At 71.8% G+C, this 18,642-nt stretch carries 15 protein-coding genes; 9 read left to right on the plus strand and 6 right to left on the minus strand.

The annotated features are described in order from the left end of the window. Positions 1-80 precede the first annotated feature (80 nt). Positions 81-1,220, plus strand: a complete 1,140-nt coding sequence (gene dapE / locus OHA73_RS42620; protein WP_327658039.1) for a succinyl-diaminopimelate desuccinylase — start codon at positions 81-83, stop codon at positions 1,218-1,220. On the opposite strand, the gene OHA73_RS42625 is transcribed toward dapE, so the two are convergent. Next, complete coding sequence (locus OHA73_RS42625; RefSeq protein WP_327658040.1) at positions 1,209-2,786, minus strand: PucR family transcriptional regulator; 1,578 nt, start codon at positions 2,784-2,786, stop codon at positions 1,209-1,211. The two genes, dapE and OHA73_RS42625, sit on opposite strands and share 12 nt — an antisense overlap. Positions 2,787-2,904: 118 nt before the next feature. Here OHA73_RS42625 and OHA73_RS42630 point away from each other — a divergent pair, with 118 nt between their 5' ends. From OHA73_RS42630 to OHA73_RS42645, 4 genes are all read left to right on the plus strand, one after another. After that, complete coding sequence (locus OHA73_RS42630) at positions 2,905-3,696, plus strand: chorismate synthase (protein WP_327658041.1); 792 nt, start codon at positions 2,905-2,907, stop codon at positions 3,694-3,696. Further along, a complete protein-coding gene (gene menC, locus OHA73_RS42635) occupies positions 3,693-4,799 on the plus strand; it encodes an o-succinylbenzoate synthase (protein WP_327658042.1) in 1,107 nt (368 codons plus the stop codon). Before OHA73_RS42630 ends, menC begins: the two co-directional genes overlap by 4 nt. A gap of 127 nt (positions 4,800-4,926) precedes the next feature. Next, positions 4,927-5,574 carry a class I SAM-dependent DNA methyltransferase gene (locus tag OHA73_RS42640; RefSeq protein ID WP_327658043.1) on the plus strand — a complete coding sequence of 216 codons (648 nt, stop codon included), beginning with the start codon at positions 4,927-4,929 and terminating at the stop codon, positions 5,572-5,574. 188 nt (positions 5,575-5,762) lie between these two features. Further along, positions 5,763-6,890, plus strand: coding sequence for an FAD-dependent oxidoreductase (locus OHA73_RS42645; protein ID WP_327658044.1), 1,128 nt, complete (start codon positions 5,763-5,765; stop codon positions 6,888-6,890). A gap of 73 nt (positions 6,891-6,963) precedes the next feature. On the opposite strand, the gene OHA73_RS42650 is transcribed toward OHA73_RS42645, so the two are convergent. The 3 genes from OHA73_RS42650 to OHA73_RS42660 all read right to left on the minus strand — a co-directional run bounded on the left by OHA73_RS42650 (position 6,964) and on the right by OHA73_RS42660 (position 11,416). Continuing rightward, positions 6,964-8,832 carry a phospholipase C gene (locus OHA73_RS42650; protein ID WP_443063186.1) on the minus strand — a complete coding sequence of 623 codons (1,869 nt, stop codon included), beginning with the start codon at positions 8,830-8,832 and terminating at the stop codon, positions 6,964-6,966. Positions 8,833-8,990: 158 nt separating this feature from the next. After that, entirely contained in the window at positions 8,991-10,214 is a 1,224-nt protein-coding gene (gene efeB / locus OHA73_RS42655) for an iron uptake transporter deferrochelatase/peroxidase subunit (protein WP_327658045.1), read from the minus strand. Then, positions 10,211-11,416 carry an EfeM/EfeO family lipoprotein gene (locus OHA73_RS42660; RefSeq protein ID WP_327658046.1) on the minus strand — a complete coding sequence of 402 codons (1,206 nt, stop codon included), beginning with the start codon at positions 11,414-11,416 and terminating at the stop codon, positions 10,211-10,213. The genes efeB and OHA73_RS42660 overlap by 4 nt, the downstream gene beginning before the upstream one ends. A gap of 226 nt (positions 11,417-11,642) precedes the next feature. Here OHA73_RS42660 and OHA73_RS42665 point away from each other — a divergent pair, with 226 nt between their 5' ends. Continuing rightward, positions 11,643-12,815: a TetR/AcrR family transcriptional regulator gene (locus tag OHA73_RS42665; RefSeq protein WP_327658047.1), complete on the plus strand. Its 1,173-nt coding sequence runs from the start codon at positions 11,643-11,645 to the stop codon at positions 12,813-12,815. Positions 12,816-12,850: 35 nt separating this feature from the next. On the opposite strand, the gene OHA73_RS42670 is transcribed toward OHA73_RS42665, so the two are convergent. Next, the gene (locus OHA73_RS42670) at positions 12,851-14,059 is read right to left on the minus strand and encodes an oxygenase MpaB family protein (RefSeq protein ID WP_327658048.1); all 1,209 of its coding nucleotides are present in this window, start codon (positions 14,057-14,059) and stop codon (positions 12,851-12,853) included. A gap of 221 nt (positions 14,060-14,280) precedes the next feature. Between OHA73_RS42670 and OHA73_RS42675 the strand changes: the two genes are divergently transcribed. From OHA73_RS42675 to OHA73_RS42685, 3 genes are read left to right on the plus strand one after another with little or no spacing between them, the layout of a single operon-like run. Further along, positions 14,281-15,873 (plus strand): succinic semialdehyde dehydrogenase, encoded by a 1,593-nt coding sequence (locus tag OHA73_RS42675; protein ID WP_327658049.1) that lies wholly within the window; start codon positions 14,281-14,283, stop codon positions 15,871-15,873. Next, complete coding sequence (locus OHA73_RS42680; RefSeq protein ID WP_327658050.1) at positions 15,870-16,394, plus strand: DUF4334 domain-containing protein; 525 nt, start codon at positions 15,870-15,872, stop codon at positions 16,392-16,394. Before OHA73_RS42675 ends, OHA73_RS42680 begins: the two co-directional genes overlap by 4 nt. Continuing rightward, entirely contained in the window at positions 16,391-17,443 is a 1,053-nt protein-coding gene (locus tag OHA73_RS42685; protein WP_327658051.1) for an NAD(P)-dependent alcohol dehydrogenase, read from the plus strand. The genes OHA73_RS42680 and OHA73_RS42685 overlap by 4 nt, the downstream gene beginning before the upstream one ends. Before the next feature lie 87 nt (positions 17,444-17,530). Here OHA73_RS42685 and OHA73_RS42690 read toward each other — a convergent pair whose 3' ends face one another. Continuing rightward, on the minus strand, positions 17,531-18,637 hold the full coding sequence (locus OHA73_RS42690) for an Lrp/AsnC family transcriptional regulator (protein WP_327658052.1): 1,107 nt from the start codon (positions 18,635-18,637) through the stop codon (positions 17,531-17,533). Positions 18,638-18,642: the final 5 nt, after the last annotated feature.

Below are 18,642 nucleotides of genomic sequence, written 5' to 3' on the forward strand. Positions count from 1 at the left end.
CGCACATTGGCCGATCGGCACAAGTGCCGCACGGGGTATTGGCCGATGTCACAACCCGCTGCCGGTAGGGTCGTCCGAGCATGGTGGACGCACCCCGCGGACACCCCGCACCGCAGACGCGAAGGAGATCAGCCGTGCCCCTCGACCTCGCCGCCGACGTCGTCGCACTCACCGAGGCACTGGTCGACATGCCCTCCGAGAGCGGCGCCGAGGGTCCGCTCGCCGACGCCGTCGAGGAGGCGCTGCGAGCGCTCCCGGGCCTGGAGGTGGAGCGCGTCGGCAACTCCGTCGTCGCCCGCACCGACCTCGGCCGCCCCGAGCGGGTCGTGCTCGCCGGACACCTCGACACCGTCCCGGCGGCCGACAACCTCCCGGCGCGCCGCGACGGCGAGCGGCTGTACGGGCTCGGCGCCTGCGACATGAAGGGCGGCGTGGCGGTCGCGCTGAAGCTGGCCGCCGCTGCGGCGGAGGCGCGCGGATCGCTGACCCGCGATGTGACCTTCGCCTTCTACGAGTGCGAGGAGATCGCCGGCGACCGCAACGGCCTCGCCGTGATCGCCGCGCACAGGCCCCAACTCCTGGACGGCGACCTCGCGTTGCTTCTCGAACCTTCCGGCGGCGGAGTGGAGGCGGGCTGCCAGGGCTTCCTCCTCGCCGACATCGTCGTGCCGGGGCGGCGGGCGCACACCGCGCGCGCCTGGATGGGCAGCAACGCCGCACACCTCGCCGGTGAGGTCCTCACCCGGCTGCACGCGCACGTCCCGGAGCGGATCACCATCGACGGCCTGGAGTACCGCGAGGGCCTCAACGCCGTCGCCGTGCGCGCCGGGGTGTCGTCGAACGTCGTGCCCGACGAGTGCGTGGTCACCGTCAACCTCCGCTTCGCGCCCAGCCGTTCGCCCGAGGAGGCGGAGGCGTACGTGCGCGGGCTCTTCCCGGAGTACGAGGTGCGCGTCACGGAGGTGGAGCCGGGCGCGCTGCCGGGGCTCGACAGGGCCATGACGGCCGGACTCGTCAAGGCCCTGGGAGTCGAACCGCGCCCGAAGCTCGGCTGGACCGACGTGGCACGCTTCGCGTCGCTCGGCGTACCGGGGCTGAACTGCGGGCCCGGCGACCCTCAACTGGCTCACACCCCGGGGGAGTTCGTGTCGATGGCGGAGCTGCGGGAGTGCGAGGAGCGGCTGCGCGGGTGGCTCCTGTCCCAGGATTCAGCCGCGTAGCCCCGCCAGCGTCCGCAACTGCACCCACAGCACCAGACGTTGGTCCGGATCGTCGAGGTCGATGCCGAGCTGCCGCTGCACCTTGCGCAGCCGGTAGCGGCAGGTGTTGGGGTGCACGACCAGCTTCTCCGCCGCCCGTCCGGCGTCGCAGCCCGCGTCCAGCCAGCAGATGAGCGTACGGGCGTACTCGGTGCCGTGCTCGGCGTCGTGCGCGAGAACGTCCCGCCAGGGCCCGGCCGCCTGGTCCCTGCGGTCGGCCAGGAACTCGCCGAGCACGAGCAGCGAGGTCTGTGCCCGCACCTGCCCGGCGTCCGCCACCTGCCCGGCCCCCAGCACCCGCAGCACCAGATCGGCGTCGTCGCGCGAGTCCCGGACCCCGGCGACACCAGGCACCGCGTGCCCGAGCCCGGCCCGCACGGAGATCCGCAGCGCCTCCTCCGCGCGCCGCACGATGTCCTCGGCGATCCGCAGATGCCGCTCGGCCGCGTGATCGGCGGCCCCGACCACCGGCAGTAGCGCATACACCACACCGTCGAGCAGGACGCAGGCGTGCTGCCCGTACCGGGTCTGGCACTGGAGCCGTACGAGGTCGAGCAGGCGCAGCGCCGCCTGACCGCCGTCCTGCGCGGTCGCCGCCCCGGCGAGCGCGAACGCCGCGACCCGCACCGGGGCGTCCGGCGCGAGGCCCAGGCGGTGCGCGGCCGCGGCCGGTTCGATGGAGCCGTCGAGCAGGCGGCGCAGCAGGTCGCTGCTCAGATGCCGGGCCAGCTCGTCGGCGGCCCGCGCCCGCAGCAGCAGCATCGCGGCGGCCGAGGCGCCCTGGCGCAGCGCGTCCCCGGCGTCGGCGGCCAGGCTCCCCGTGTCCACCGCCCAGATCGAGCCGAGCAGCTCGCCCCCGGCGCGCACCGTGGTGGCCAGGCGGGGCAGCTCGTCGGCGGTCACCCCGGGAATCTTCAGCGGGCCCTCGGCTGCGTACAGGCGGCGGTAGTCCTCGTCGTTCTCCGGGCTGCCGGGGACCTGGCGGCCGAGGATGCCCTGCCGCCTGGTCTCGTCGACGGGCTGGCCGGGGACGGTCGAGTACGCGAGGATCTGGCGGCCGAGGTCCTCCACGGCGATCGCCCCGCCGACGGCCGCCGCGACGGCGTTGGCCAGCGCGAACAGATCACCGGGCAGCGCGTCCTCGCCCAGCGGCGCCGTGCGCGTGCCGTGCGCGCCGACGACGGACGACAGCAGCTGGAACACCTGGTGCCAGGCGGCGTCCCGGTCCGTCCCGAGCAGCGCGGCACCCGCCGCCTCGGCGTCCGGCACCGCGTCAGACCCGTCGCCGCGCACCACGACGCCCGCCATCCCGGCCCGCCCGGCGTCGCGCACCAGCGGCCCCGCCTCGCCCGCGCGCACGCCGACGGCGAGGAGCAGCGCGCCCGGCGCCCGCTCCGGCAGCGGGGTGTGCGGGTCGTGCAGCAGCACCTCGGTGACCGGGACGGTGCGGCCGTGCGGGGCGCTGAGCAGGCGCAGCGTGGAGCCGCCGAGCGCGTCGAGGAGGTTTCCCAGCGTGCAGGTGTCCATGGGTGAACCTTTCGTCGAAGGCGGCAGCCGGGGGATTGTCCGATCGCAACAGGCTAGACGCCGATGATTGGCCACCACCACAAGGACCTGCCTGCCGTCCGCCCCGAGACTCGTGGCCATGAACGATCTGACGACCTCGACCGTCGACGACGTGGCGGGACTGCGGGCGGTGGCCGACTTCCTCGCCGATGTGTGGCAGATGCCCCGCGACGCCCCGCCCTTCCACACCGATGTGCTGCACAGCGTCGCCCACGCGGGCGGCGCCGTGCACGCGGCCCGGTCGGGCGGCGCCGTGGTCGGCGCCTCGGTCGCGGTGTTCGGACCGCCGGCCGAGCGTGACATCTACTCGCTGGCCGCCGCGGCCGCCACCTCCGACCGCGGCACCGGCTACCTCGTGAAGCAGGCCCAGCGCACCTGGGCGCTCGAACGCGGCGCCCGCACCATGCGCTGGACCTTCGACCCGCTCGTCGCCAGGAACGCCCGCTTCAACCTGGTGAAGCTGGGCGCGGTCGCCAGCGAGTACCAGGTCGACTTCTACGGGCCGATGGACGACGGCATCAACAACGGCGACGAGACCGACCGCCTCACCGCCCTGTGGGACCTGACGGCCGACGCCCCGGGGGCCGACGACCCGGCCGATGGCCGCGCCGAGGCCGCCGTGCTCGCCAAGGCCCCGGACGGCGGCCCGCTCGCCGCCCGCGACGCGAACCGCCTATGGTGCCGTGTCCCGGAGGACATCGTCGCTCTGCGCGCCAGCGACCCGGACACCGCGCTGCGCTGGCGGCACGCCGTGCGCGAGGTCTTCACCTCGGCGTACGCGGAGGGGCTGCGGGCGACCGCGATGTCCCGCGACGGCTGGTACCTGCTCACCCACCCCTCTGCTCTCACCGCCCGGGAGGACCAGGCATGAAGATCGAACGCGTAGAGCTGCTGCACATCGCGATTCCGCTGGTCAAGCCGTTCCGCACCTCGTTCAGCAGCGTCGACAGCAAGGACGCCTTCCTGCTGCACGTGGTGACCGACGAGGCGGAGGGCTGGTCGGAGTTCGCAGGCGACCCCGACCCGCTGTACTGCTCCGAGTTCATCGCGGGCGCCGAGATCGTCATCCGGGACTTCCTGCTGCCGCGCGTCAAGGCGCTCCCCGAGCCGCGGGCGGCGGCCGCCGGGGCCGCGATGGAACCGGTCAAGGGCAACGAGCTGGCGAAGGCCGCCCTCGAGACGGCACTGCTCGACGCCGAACTGCGGGCCCACAACATGCCGTTGGCCACGTACCTCGGCTCGGCCACCGGGCAGAAGGTGCCCGCGGGTGTCTCCGTCGGCATCAAGAACTCCATCCCTGAACTCCTCGACGACGTCGAGGAGTATCTGGCCGAGGGCTATGTCCGCATCAAGCTGAAGATCGAGCCCGGCTGGGACCTGGAGCCGCTGCGCGCGGTGCGCGAGCGCTTCGGCGACGCGCTGCCGCTGCAGGTGGACGCCAACACCGCGTACACCCTCGCCGACGCCGAACACCTGCGGAAACTGGACGAGTTCGGGCTGCTGCTCATCGAGGAGCCGCTCACCGAGAACGATCTGCGCGCCCACGCCCGGCTCCAGCAGCGCATCGCGACCCCGGTGTGCCTGGACGAGTCGATCCACAGCGCGCGGGACGCCGCCACGGCCATCGCCATGGAGGCCTGCCGGGTCATCAACGTCAAGCCGGCCCGTGTCGGCGGCTACCTGGAGGCCCGCCGCATCCACGACGTGGCGGTCGCCAACGGTGTGCCGGTGTGGTGCGGCGGCATGCTGGAGACGGGCATCGGCCGGGCCCCCAACCTGGCGCTCGCCGCGCTGCCCGGCTTCACCCTGCCCGGCGACACCTCGGCCTCCAGCCGGTACTACGCGGAGGACATCACCGAGCCGTTCGTGCTCGACAAGGACGGCTGCCTGTCGGTGCCTTCGGGCCCCGGAATCGGCATCGACCCGCTGCCGGAGACCCTCGCGCGCTTCACCACCGCCACCCACTGGCTGTAACCGGTGGGTCGACACCCCGGTCATGTTCGGATCCGGTCTTTCCGGGTAGCGGCGTGACGGTCACCCCTGGGCGGGTCGAAGCGGGCCCGCCGGGGGCGTGAACCGTCCGACGACAAGGGAGACTTGGGTGTCAGAGAGCCAGGACCGGATCAAGAAGGCGCACGGTCTCGAGGGTGTTCCCGACCGCATCGACTCGTACTACGGAGAGTGGGCGGCCTCGTACGACGAGGACCTGCGCACCACCGACTACCGGGGCCCCCACGAGATCGGCGAGCTGTTCGACGCGATGGCGGGCGACCATCCGGGTGCGATCGGGGCCGGGTCCGTGGTCCTCGACGCGGGCTGCGGAACGGGCCTCGTCGGGAGCGTGCTCGCGCGGCGCGGCGTCACCGTGATCGACGGCTTCGACCTCAGCGAGAACATGGTCGCCGAGGCCCGCAAGACCGGCATCTACCGCTCGCTCACCGCAGGCGTGGACATGAACCGGGGCCTGGTGGAGTACGCGGACGACAGCTACGACGTGGCCGTCTGCTGCGGTGTCTTCACGCTGGGGCACGTGCCGCCGACCGGGGTGCAGGGGCTGCTGCGCGTCACCAAGCCCGGCGGCCTCGTCCTGATGAGCACCTTCTCGAAGTACCTGGCCGGCTCGGACTTCGTCGACTACGTGCAGCGGCAGGCGGACGACGGCGCCCTGAAGGTCGTCGAGCGGCGGCGCGACGTGCCGTACACGGCCGAAGGGCCCGCGGACTACTGGGCGTTCGAGGTGCTGCGCTGACGGATCCGCCCGGCGGGTTCCGGCGTGTGTGGGGCCGCTGTCGGTGAGTTGTCGGCGGCGGTCGGTGGTCTGTAGGTGATCTGTCGTGGGCCGCAGGGAGATTGGTGGCTGCAGGCGCCGTGGGACAACGGCGCCGGCCGCGGGCACCACGCCTCGCGGCCCACGTACGATCCGGAAGGACCCCACCCATGGCCACGGACAGCAAGCACGTCACGATCATCGGAGCCGGTCTCGGCGGGCTCACCCTCGCCCGCGTCCTGCACCTCCACGGCATACCCGCCACCGTCTACGAGGCCGAGTCCTCGCCGACCGCACGTGCGCAAGGCGGGCTGCTCGACATCCACGACTACAACGGCCAGCTCGCCGTCGAAGCGGCCGACCTGATGGACGAGTTCCGCGCGCTCGTCCTGGAGGGCCACGAGGCCATGCGGATCCTCGAACCGGACGGCACCGTGCTGTTCGAGAAGGACGACGACGGCACGGGCGGCCGCCCGGAGGTCTACCGCGGCGAACTGCGACAGATCCTGCTGGACTCCCTCCCGGCCGGCACCGTCCACTGGGGCCACAAGGTCAGCGGCGCCCGCAGCCTCGGCGAAGGACGCCACGAGGTGACCTTCGCCGACGAATCCACCGTCGTCACCGACCTGCTGGTCGGCGCGGACGGCGCCTGGTCCCGGGTCCGACCACTGCTCTCCGCGGCCACACCCGCGTACTCCGGCAAGTCGGTCGTCGAGACCTACCTGTACGAGTCCGACACCCGGTACCCGGCCACGGCGAAGTCGGTCGGCGGCGGGATGATGATCTCGATGAAGCCGGGCCGGGAGCTCTTCGCGCACCGCGAGCGGGGCGGCACCCTGCACGCCTACGTGGGTCTCGAAGAGCCGCTGGAGTGGTTCGACGCCATCGACTTCACCGACGCCGCCGTCACCGAGCGCATCGCGGAGGAGTTCCACGGCTGGGCGCCCGAGCTCACCGCGCTGATCACCGAGGCCGACGACGCACCGACCCTGCGCCGCCTGTACACGCTGCCGACCGACCATCGGTGGGAGCGGGTGCCGGGTATCACTCTGCTGGGCGACGCGGCGCACCTCGCGCCCCCGAACGGCGAGGGCGCCAATCTGGCCATGGTGGACGGAGCCGAGCTGGGGCAGGCGATCGCCGCACACCCCGGCGACGTGGAAGCCGCGCTGACCGCGTACGAGCAGGCCATGTTCGCCCGCACCGCCGAGACCCACGGGGCCGACGATGACGACCACTCGCTGGAGGAGCTGATAGCCGAGCTTCACCGTGCGAAGGCGGCGGACGCCGCCGAATGATGCGGAAGTACGGAACCCGCCCGGCACGGTCCAGGGGGCGCTGGGCCGTGCCGGGCAGTCTGGGGGCGCGCCGTCAGGCGGCGGTGCGCTGCCTGCGTCGCAGGGTGAGGTACGTGCCGGTGGCGCCGGTGGCGAGCAGCGCGGCCACACCGAGGCTCACCGGGAGCACCGGGAAGTCGTCGGTCGTCGCGGCCGTGTTCTCCATCGGCGGGCCCGGCGTGATGTGTGTCGTGACCGGGGCGACGGCGTGCAGGGCGCCCTCGGACTTCACCGAGCCGTCCGTGTTCAACAGCAGCTGTCTGTTGTTGGGGTGCTTGAAGTCGAACATCCCGGACAGCGGACCCGCGGTGGCGTCGAAGGAGTGGTCGCCGATCCGTCCTGTGTGCCAGTTGTCCTCGATGAAGCGGATGATGGACGCCTGGTCGGTCATGGTGTGGTCGACCTTGTTGACCTTGCTGTACGGGGAGATCACGAGCAGCGGCTGCCGGGTGCCGGGGCCGCAGCGGTCCTGGTAACCCCCGGCCGCCGCCGGGCCGTTCTGGCAGGCGGGGGAGTCGGCGGCCTTGCCGTTGGAGCCGACCGTGGTGTCCTTCGAACCGTTGCGCGGCGGGATGTAGGCGTGGTCGTACCAGCCGTCCGAGTCGTCGTACGCGACGACGATCGCGGTCGACTTCCACTGCGGCGAGCTCTGCACCGCGTTGATCTGGTTCACCAGGAAGTGCTGCTCGTCGACCGGGTCGGAGTAGCCGGCGTGCCCGTCCTGGTACGCGCTGGCCTTGACCATGCTGACGGCCGGGAGGTGGCCCGCCTTCGCGGCGGCAGCGAAATCGGTCAGGTCGTAATTGTGGTTGGCGCGGCCCGCGTGGCCGATCTCCGCGACGCTCGTGGGCGCCAGGTGGTGCGGGTTCGCCGTCGTCTTGTAGTAGGCGAACGGGTTGTGGTGCGGGCTGTAGTCGAGGGTCGACGCACCGCCGACATTGGCGTGCGCGTCCTCGCACTTGGCGTACGAGCCGTCCTCGCCGTTCCACGCGGAGCTCGGCCGGAAGCCGCCCTGGAACCAACCCCAGGACACCTTGCGGGTGTTGAGCAGGTCACCGATGTTCCTGCCCTGCATAGTGGCGAGCGCACTGGCCGCGGTGTGGTTCTTGTCGGAACAGTCGTCGAACGACGGGTCCGGGTCATTGATCATCGTGCCGACGCCGTGCGCGTCCGGCGACTGGACCGCGGTTTTGTCGGGCGTATCGGTCTGCTTGGGGTTCTCGGTGCTGGAGGCCGGGTCGGTGGAGATGACCCCGTGCGTGTTCCCGGAGGCCAGGTTGATGGCTCCGGGCGTCGACGGGCCGTAGTTCGACCCGTAGGAGCGGTCGCTCAGGGAGTAGTGCTGGGCGTAGTTCCACAGCGCGGTGACGGTGTTGCCGTCGAAGTAGTCCATCGCCAGGCCCGGTTCGCCGAACAGGCCGCCGCTGCACTTGTCGACCTCGGTGTTCTGCACGAACTTGTCGGCCTTGCCGCCGTTGTACGCGTACTGCTCGGGACCGTAGGAATGGTTCTGGTCGCAGGTCACCGCGTGGTCCGGGGTCAGCCGCTTGGGGGTGTACTGGTTGGGGTTCTGCTTCAGCAGGCCCGCGTGCGCGAGGGTGTCGATGTTCTTCGGCGTGCCCTTGGCCGGCGTGAACTTCGTGCCGTCGGTGTTCGCGGCCTTCGGATACGTCGCGAAGTAGTGGTCGAAGGAGTTGTTCTCGTCGAAGAGCACGACCACGTGCTTGATGGGAGTGGCGGTGCCGGAGGCGTGCCCCGCGGGTGCGGCCGCCCACGTGGGGGAGGCCCCGCCGAGCACGGTGAGCGCGGCGGCTCCCGCCAGCGCGCCCAGGCCTCGCACCACTGATCTCCCGGTCACCGATCCGCCGGTCACCGACCCGGATCTACGTGCCTTGCTGTCCATGGATGTGCGTCCTCCGACCCACGTCGACGGCGTGCATGCGCATGTACGGTGGCACTTGAGTGAACCCTGCATCTATATCAACGGGCAGATCTTGACCACCTGTTGACCGCTTGTGAGCGCAAGCTTTCCGTAGCGGTGAGGTCCGCTTGGGAGTTGCCTCAGGACAGCAGGGCTCGGCCGTACCAGTCGTCGGCGTCGCGCACGCCCGGCAGCGCGAAGAAATAGCCGCCGCCGAACGGGGAGATGTAGTCGGTGAGCGGTTCGCCCGCGAGCCGCTTCTGCACGGTCTCGAACTGCCGCCGCGGATCCTGCTGGTAGCAGGAGAACAGCAGGCCCATGTCGAGGTTGCCGTTGGCGTCCGTGCCCCGGTCGTAGTTGTAGGCGCGGCGCAGGATCCGCTGGCCCGCGGTGTTCGGGGTGCGGGGGTTGGCGAGCCGGATGTGGGCGTCCAGCGGGATGACGTCGCCCTTGGGGTCGTCGACGAACTTCGGGGTGTCGTGCTCCGCGTCACCGTCCAGTGGCGCGCCCGACGCGCGGGAACGCCCGAACATCCGCTCCTGCTCGCTGAGCGAGACGCGGTCCCAGAACTCCACCAACATCCGTATCAGCCGGACCACTTGGTAGCTGCCTCCGACGGCCCACTCCGGCTCACCGCTGTCCTTGCCGACCCACACCAGGCGGTCCATCGCGCGGGCGTCGGCGGTGTCCGGGTTGGCGGTGCCGTCCTTGAACCCCAGCAGATTGCGCGGCGTCCCCGAGGGGCGCGGCGGGCTGGTGAAGCCGTCCATGCGCCAGCGCACCTGCAGCGCACCGCGTGTGTGCCGGGTGATGTCGCGCAGCGCGTGCAGCACCGTGTCCCGGTCGTCGGCGTGCAGTTGCAGGCTCAGATCGCCGTGACACCAGTCGGGGCGGAGGTCGTCGTCGGGGAAGGCGGGCATCGCGGTGAGCCGGTGCGGCCTGCGCCGGCCGAGCCCGAACCGCTCGTCGAACAGCGACTCCCCGACGCCCACGGTCACCGCGAGCGCCCCGCCCGGCAGCCGCTCGCCGAGCACCCCCGAGTCGGCCGGCGGCGCGGTGATTCCGGCGGGCTCCGGTGTCCCGCCCGAGGCGAGGAAGCGGCAGCGGTCGGTCAACGCCCGCAGCGCGTCCGCGAGTTCGGCCCGCCCGTCGGCGGTGACATCGAGGGAGACGAACGCGGTCGCCCGGCGCTGCGCCGCGACGACGGAGGCCTGCCGGGCGCCGTGGAACGCGGCGACGGGTGTGGCCGGGATGTCGACCGGCCCTCCGACCGGGGCTGCGGCACCACCCGCGGTGAGCCCGACCCCGGCGAGTGCGGCACCCCGCAGCAGTCCGCGCCGCCCGACACCGCCCGCCCCGCTCACACCGTCCTCCGCGGATCGCACAGCGTCGCCACCGAGGCGAGGCGCTCGACGAGGTCCCCGAACCGGGCGTCGACGCGCTCGCGCCGCACCCGGCTCAGCTCCTCCAGTGGTGGCCAGTGGTCGTCGTGGCGCAGCCCGTCGAGGGTCTGCCCGGCCTGCTTCAAGTCCCGTTCCAGGGACGGGAGGTGGGCGTAGCGCCGGGTCAGGATCGGGTGCAGGCGGGAGAGGACCTCGCGGGTGCCGTCCACGTTGGCGCGGGCCGTGGCGAGATTGCTGCCGCTGCCGAAGTCCGTACGCCCCGTCAGCTCGAACTGCACCGTGTTCTCCAGAATCTCGTGCGCCCGCAGGCCCAGTTGTGCCGGGTCCATCCGGGCCTGCGCCCAGTCCTCGCGCAGCGCGGTGACCGCCTTCAGCAACGCGGCCGCAGGGGACCGCAGTTCGTGTGCCGACTGGCCGTGCCACAGCCCGTACTCGACGCGGTGGAAGCCGGTGAAGTCCTTGTCGTGGGCGCCGTCCGGCAGCCCGGCGTCCGTGCCGTTGATCCGCCCGTCGGCGTCGCCGAACGCGTCGTAGGCCGCGCCCATCCGCTCGTACTGGAGGTGGGCGGGCAGCCATGCGGTGCGGGCCGCGCCGAGGTCGCCCTCGTCGACGGCGTCGCGGAGCGTTCCCGTAAGGCGGACCACCTTGTCGAGCCCGTCGCCGACCCACTTCTGGTAGGCGATCGACGGCGGGATCAGGTCGTGCGTGGTGACCGGAGCGGCGGCGGGCCCCGAACGGCCCTCGCGGATGCGGACCGTGGGACCGGTGACGGCGTCGGCGTCCTCGGGAAGACACTTGAACGCGTACGCGCCCCTGCCGAGCCGCACCGTCAACTCCCGTGTCGTGCCGGGACCGATGTCCTCCACCTCGCCGTACATGACGTGGCTGCGCGGATTCTCCAGGAACACCTCGGCGGAGGCGGCGGAGGTGTTGTGCAGCGCGAAGACCTGTACGCCGGGCGCGGGCTCGTCCCAGCCCTTGCCGCAGTGGCTCCCGGACACCTCGACCAGCGTGCGCGGCGGGCCGCCGGAGGAATCGCCGCGGTCGTGGTCACCCTGGGTGAGCGCGATGACATTGGCCACCAGCAGGCACAGCAGCACGACAAGTGCCCCGGTGAACAGCCACCGTTGTCTGCGCCGCCACCCGTCGCCGGGCCTCGACATCCGGGCCTCCCAAGGGGGTCGTACGGTGCGGGACGGCCCGATGCTAAGCGGCACACTCCACGCGAACAGCAGTCCCCCGAAAATCATGACCAAGAGTTGACGCGAGATCGTGTACACGCTCGTCCGCAAGGAGGTCCGCGCACGCCATGGCGCGTGTCCCGGCGTGTGATTGACTGGCCCGCATGGCCCCGCTCCTGTCTCTGTCCCCGCACTCGTCAGCCCGGTCATGACCGCGGAGCCGATGCCGGCCACTCGTCCCCGCAACCGCAGGCAGCTGATCGTCGAGGCGGCCGGGCGACTCTTCAGCGAACGCGGGTATCACGCGACGTCCATGGAGGACATCGCCGCCGGAGTGGGCATCACCGCGGCGGCGCTGTACCGGCACTTCCCGAACAAGTACGCGCTGTTCTCCGAGTGCGCGCACGCCATGGTGGACGGGCTCGTCGCCACGCTCGACGAGCTGCCGCCCGAGGCGGACACGGCGGAGCTGCTCAGGGCCCTCGTCCGGATCACCGTGAAGCGCCGCGCGGAGGGTGGCGTGTACCGGTGGGAGGCCCGGTACCTCAACCGCGAGGACCGGGGGCTGCTCCGGGGCAAGTTCGCGCGCGTCGTCGGGCGGGTGACCGAGGCGGTGCGCAGGGAACATCCGGGCGGGCGCGTGGAGTTGCGTGTCGTGGCGGCGCTCGGCGCGATCGGCTCGATCACGATGCACCACACGTCCATCGCCCAACGCCGGGCCGAGGAACTGCTGTTGACGTGCGCCCTGCGGCTGGTCGAGCAGGACCCGGACCCCGCCCCGGCAGCCAAGGGGAGCGAGCGGGCCATCGAACTGCCGGCGCTCCCCGTGGCGCGCTCACGGCGCGCGGAGATCCTCGCGGCCGCCGTCCCGCTGTTCGCGCGGGACGGGTTCGCCAACGTCACGAACGGCCAGATCGCGGAGGCGGTGGGCCTGGCCCCGTCCGCGCTCTACCGCCACTACCCGGGCAAGGTCGACATCCTCGCGGCGGCCTGCCTGCAAGCGGCGGGACTGCTCGCCCAGGCGGTGGACCAGAGCCTGGAGGGGACGGCCGACCCGCACGAGGCGGTGGCGGCGCTGGCGGCCACGTACGTGGCGTACAGCTTCGAGCACACCGCGCTGACGAGCGTCGCGGAGGCGGAGTTCATCGGCCTGCCGGACGAGCTGCGGCGCCCCTCGATACTGGCGCAGCGCGAGCACATCGCCGTATGGGAACAGCAGTTGAGGGCGGCGCGCCCCGAGCTCGACCCGCGTCAGGCCCGCGTCCTGGTGCACGCCGGGTTCGGCGTCGTGGTCGAGGCCGGGCGGAGCATGCGGTGGCGGGACAGCCCCGAGCACCGCGCCACGGTGGCGGGACTTGTGGTGCGGGCGCTGGGGCTCTGAGCGGGGAGCCCCAACGCCCGCGTGGGGGAGGGGTGTCAGTCCTGCCGGTTGTGCGTCGGGATCACGATGGGTGTGGTCTGCCCCGATGCGCCCTTGTTCAGGAACGCCATGGCCAGCGCGCGGATGAACTGGTCGAACATGTAGAACGCGCTGGGCGCGATGGGGTTCAGTCCCTCACGGAAGAGGATGAAGGCCGGCCACACGGTGCGGATCAGGGTCGCCGATGCGTAGTCGCGTTTGAGCCCCAGCCAGTCGCCGATCTCGTTGCTGAGGACGTAGCGCACGAACTCGTTGAGGAATCCGCGCGTGACGCCGAGGTCGACCTGTGCGGTCAACCCCAGTAGATCCTCGGCCAGTTCGATGCCCTCGGTGGTGGGGGAGAGGATCGGCGTGAGCACCTGCGCCGACTGCTTGTCCGCCTCGTCCCACGACTTGGGGATGTACTCCGTGCGCACGCCGAGCAGGTGCAGGGCGACCTGCCAGCTGTGCAGGAAGGCGTCCTGGTCCTCGGCGGAGAACGGCACCTTCCAGTCGAGCAGCTTCCTGCGCACGAACGTGCCGAGGCTGTGGAAGGTGACCAGGATGTCGGCGTTGCTGATCGGGATCTTCTGGTCCGCGACCGCCGACCAGTGCGGGGACTGCGGCAGCATGTGCCGCACCGCGGCGTGCACCAGGCGCGTCTTGTTGGCGGTGACGACGAACTGGCCCTCGGGCTCGAAGCCCTTCAGTTGGGCCAGGTCGTAGCCGAACGTGAATGTTTTGGCCGCGCGATCCTGCATGTCGGCGCCGCCGGCGGACCAGTACACGCTCTTCGCCTCGCGCGGGATCACGGTGCTCATGATCCCGCTGCCGAGGCCGTAGAGCAGGAAGAGGTAGGTGTCCTTGCGCCGGTTGAAGTCGGCGGCGCGGGCGAGCTTCTTCGGATCCGCCCAGGACGGCAGCTTGTTGACACCCTGCAGATACGTGTGGAGTTCGGACGGCAGGCCGCTGGGCAGCGGGTCGCTGTTGTTCACCCACGGCCCCATCGCCTTGTTGACGGCCGGGACCTGACCGCTGGTGATGATCTTGGCCATCAGCGGGTCGATCTCGTCGTCCCACACGTACTCGGGGTCGGTGCCCGCTCCGGCGCCCGCGACCGAGCCCGTCGGCGACCAGGCCCATGCGTTGGTGGCCGTACCCGTCGCGCCCACGAGTCCCAGCGCGGCACCGAGCGACAGGATGTTTCTGCGGCTCAGATTTGTCATTGACTTACTCGCTTCCCTGGTTGGCCAGGCGGTTCAACAAGCCCGGATGTGCTGGGCGTTGGGGTTCTCCGCCACGCTTCAAATCTTGTTCCAGGATGTGATTTCTGATTAACATAGCGAGGCGCGCAGTCATCGACAAGAGAGTCGGCAAGAGTGCCGACAGGGCATCGAAGTGACCGGTGCGAACCGGAGCAGCGGTCCCGTACGAGCGAGGAGCCCGCATGAGCACGGACCAGGCCCGCCCCGCGTGGGTGACGGACGAGGCGATCGCGCGATGGTGCGGCGGGGTGCGCCGCGACGCGAAACGCGACGAGGCCGAGGCCCCCGAACCGCTGGCCGCGCTGGCGCCGTTCGACCTCTCGCCGATCGCGGCCGTTCCCACCTGCACCCCGGAGGATGTGGCGCAGGCGGTGGCGGGCGCCCGCGCCGCCCAGACGGCGTGGGTGGGTACACCGGCGAAGCGCCGCGCCGACCTCGTACTCGCCTTCCACGACCTGCTGTTGAAGCGGCAGGACCAGGCGCTCGACCTGATCCAGTGGGAGACGGGCAAGGCGCGCTACCACGCGTGGATGGAGGTGGCCCAGGTCGCGACGATCGCCCGGCACTACGCGCGGCGCGCCCGGCACTACCTGGCGACCCGGCGCGTACGCGGGATGATCCCCGGCGCGACGAGGGTCCAGGAGGTGCGGGTGCCGAAGGGGGTCGTCGGCATCATCTCGCCCTGGAACTACCCCCTCTACCTCGGTGTCGGCGACGTGCTGCCCGCCCTCCTCGCCGGCAACGCCGTGGTGTCCAAGGCGGATTCACAGACCGCGCTGACCCTGCTGTGGACGCGGGCCCTGATGGCGGAGGCCGGGCTGCCCGCCGACCTGTGGCAGATCGTGACCGGCCCCGGCTCCGTGGTCGGCACGGCCCTCGTCGACGCCGCCGACTACGTCTGCTTCACCGGGTCGACCGCCACCGGACGCGCCGTCGGCGAACGCGCCACGCGCCGCCTGGTCGGCGCCTCCCTCGAACTCGGCGGCAAGAACCCGCTGATCGTGCGCGCGGACGCCGACGTCACGGCGGCCGCGGCCGGCACGGTGGCGGCCGCCTTCGCCAACACCGGGCAGATGTGCATCCACATCGAGCGCGTCTACGTACACGAGAAGATCTACGACACCTTCCGCGACGAACTCGTCCGCGCGACACGGGCGTTGCGCCTCGGCCGGCCCTACGACTACTCGGCGGACATCGGCTCCCTCACGTCGAAGGCGCAGCTCACGGCCGTCGAGTCCCATGTCGACGAGGCGGTGAGCCAGGGGGCGACGGTGCTCGCGGGCGGCAAGGCCCGGCCCGACATCGGCCCGCTCTTCTACGAACCCACCATCCTCGAAGGTGTCACACCGGAGATGGCGGTGTGCGGCGAGGAGACCTTCGGCCCGGTCGTCTCGCTCCACCCCTACGAGACCGACAACGAGGCCGTCGACCTGGCCAACCAGGGCAGCTACGGCCTCTCGGCGTCGATCTGGTCGAAGGACTCCCGCGAGGCCGCCCGCCTCGCACGCCGGATCCGGTCCGGCTCGGTCAACATCAACGACGGCGCCGCCGCGGCCGCCGGCAGCATCGAGGCGGGGATGGGCGGCATGGGCGACAGCGGACTCGGCAGGCGCCACGGGGCCGAGGGGATCCGCAAGTACACCGAGAGCCAGACGATCGCCACGCAGCGGTTCCTCCCTCTCGGTCCGACAAAACCGGAGGAGAGCTCGGTGACATCTTTCATCCGCCGTACGAACGGCCAACTGGCCCTGCTGCGCAGGCTGGGGGTCCGATGAGCGGCGTGAACGAACGATGGAAGGCCCTGCGCGCGGTGGAGGGCCTGGTTGACCCGGCCGAACTCGACGCCCTGTGGGCCGACTTGGAGACGGTCGATGCGGCCTCGCTGATCGGCCCCTGGCGCGGATTCGCCTTCCTGACCGGCCATCCCATCGAGAAGGTGCTGGCCGCGAGCCGCTGGCACGGCAAGCGGTTCGACGCGCTCGACGACGCGAAGCCACTGATCTGCCGCGCCGAGGACGGCAGCCTCTACTCCGACACCAAGGCGGGCCGCGGCGAGGCCAGCCTGTGGAACATCGAGTTCCGCGGCGAGGTGACCGCCACGATGGTGTACGACGGGATGCCCGTGTTCGACCACTTCAAGCGGGTCGACGACACCACGCTCATGGGCGTGACGAACGGCAAGCCCGGCGTCGTGCTCGTGGACGGCCGGCACTTCTACTTCGGCCTGGAACGCGAAACCCCGGACCTGGAACGCGAAACCCCCGACCTGGAACGCGAAGCCCCGGACCGCACATGAAGGTCTCGGTACTGCTCTCGCGCGGCGCCGCGCCCAGCGCACTCGTCGAGGCCGAACTCGACGGCCCACGTCCGCACGAGGTACTCGTCGGGATCGAGGCGGTCGGCCTCTGTCACACCGACCTCGCCACCCGGAAGGCGCTCGGCGACCGCCCGGCGGTGCTCGGCCACGAGGGCTGCGGTGTCGTGGAGCGCCTCGGGTCGGGGGTCGCCGGCCTGGAGGTGGGGGACCGGGTCGTGCTGTCGTTCGCGCACTGTGGCCGCTGCGGCCAGTGTCGGTCAGGACACCCGGCCTACTGCGACCTCGCGACCACCCTCAACAACTCGGGACGGCGCGCGGACGGAACACCGACGATCCGCGTGGACGGTGTCCCGGTCTTCGGCTCCTTCTTCGGCCAGTCGTCCTTCGCCACGGCCGCGCTCGTCGACGCCCGTTCCTGCGTGCCGGTCGGCGACGTACCGCCGTGGGTCGCCGCCCCGCTGGGCTGCGGATTCCTGACCGGCGCGGGCGCGGTCCTCAACGTCCTGCGGCCGGGGCCCGGCGACCGGATCCTGGTGGTCGGGGCGGGCGCGGTCGGCAGCGCGGCCGTGCTGACCGCGCTGTCCGAGGGGGCGGAGGCCGTGGTCGCGGAGCCGGTGGCCGCGCGCCGCGAACTGGCAAGCCGGTACGGCGCGTTGGCGGTGCCCTCACTGGACGACCCGCTCCCCTCGGTGACCCACGTCCTCGACACCACCGGCCGTCCGGAGCTCTTGACCCGCGCCCTGTCGCTGCTCCAGCCACGCGGCACGCTCGCCGTGGTCGGCCTCGGGCCCGCGACGGCCGAGATCGACGTGCGGGACCTGATGCTGCGCGGGCTCCAACTCCGGGGCTGCGTCGAGGGGGACGCGGAACCGGCGCAGCTCGTACCGGAGTTGATCGGGCGCTACGAGAAGGGGCGGCTGCCGCTGGACGAGCTGGTGACGACGTACGGGCTGGGGGAGTTCGACCGGGCGGTGGCGGAGCAGAGGGAGGGAAAGGTGCTGAAGGCCGTTCTGATTCCGGGGAGTTGACGGCGAGCGGCTGACGGACGAGTGGATGACGGGCGACCGTCGGACGGGCTCCACGGCTGATGGGCTGAACGGCTGATGGTGTGTCACTCAGGCGTGATGGTCCACCGGGATGTGCCCCCGGGCGCGCCCTTCATCGTCCAACAGGCGCCCCATCCGCTTGGCGGTCAGCAGGGTGACATCACGGCGCAGGATTCGGGCACCGGCGAGCCGGGAGCCGAGGCGGACCTCGAACCCGGCGGCATCGCTCAGCGAGCGCGCCCAGGTCGACACCAGCAGATTGGCCTCCCCGGTCACCGCCATGCACAGCCGGACCCCGGGCAGCGCGGCCACCAGGTGCCCCGCCGCGTCCAGTTCGGCGGAGGGCACGGCGACCCGGTACGTGCTGATGACCGGTCGGCCCGCCGCCAGATGGGACACGTCGCAGCGGATTCTGACCTGGCCCGAGGCCAGCATCCGGGCAAGCCGGCGGCGGACCGTCGCCTCGCTGGTGCCGGTGTCCCGGGCAAGGTCGCTGTAGGGGCGGCGGGCGTCGTGGGACAGGGCGCGGAGCAGCGCACGGTCGGCGGCGCCGTGCTGCGGGGCCGCCGCCCGATCCGCCGCGGCGGACGTCAGGCGGGAGCGCTGGCCCCGGTCGAGCGCGTGCACCTTCCAGTCCGCGCCTTCCCGGTAACTGTGCAGCACCACGGAGAGTTGGACGTCGCGCGCGCCCGGAAGACCGGCGAGCGGGCCGTCGGCGAAGCGCGTCAGGGCCGCCGTACCGGAGCAGGACAAGGTGAGGAAGAGGGCGCCGTCGGTGCCGGTGGTGCCGCCGCCGGTGGTGCGTTCGACGCTGGCCACGCGCGGGTCCGCGCACGCCGCTTCCGTGGCGGCGGCCAGGCTGCCGGGAGCCACGGCCACATCGGCGAAGGCCATGCACAGGCGCTGCCCCCGCCCGTGCCGCTCCCACGTCTCGTACGCGGTGCTCCAGGCGAGGCCGGAGGCGCGCAGCCGGTCCCAACGGCGGGCTGCGGTGGTGGCGTCGATGCCGAGGACCGCGCCGATCCGCGACCACGGGGCACGGGGGCTGGTCTGCAGGGCGTCGACGAGCGCCATGTCCGTCTCGTCGAGGTCGTCGTACATGTCGGCAGTCGGAGAGACGGAATCCTGCGCCTCTAGGGCGATGGATTCCGGCATCGGTGCGGGGGCGGACGGCATGGCGA

The sequence above is a fragment of the Streptomyces sp. NBC_00483 genome (assembly GCF_036013745.1).
GTDB lineage: Bacteria > Actinomycetota > Actinomycetes > Streptomycetales > Streptomycetaceae > Streptomyces.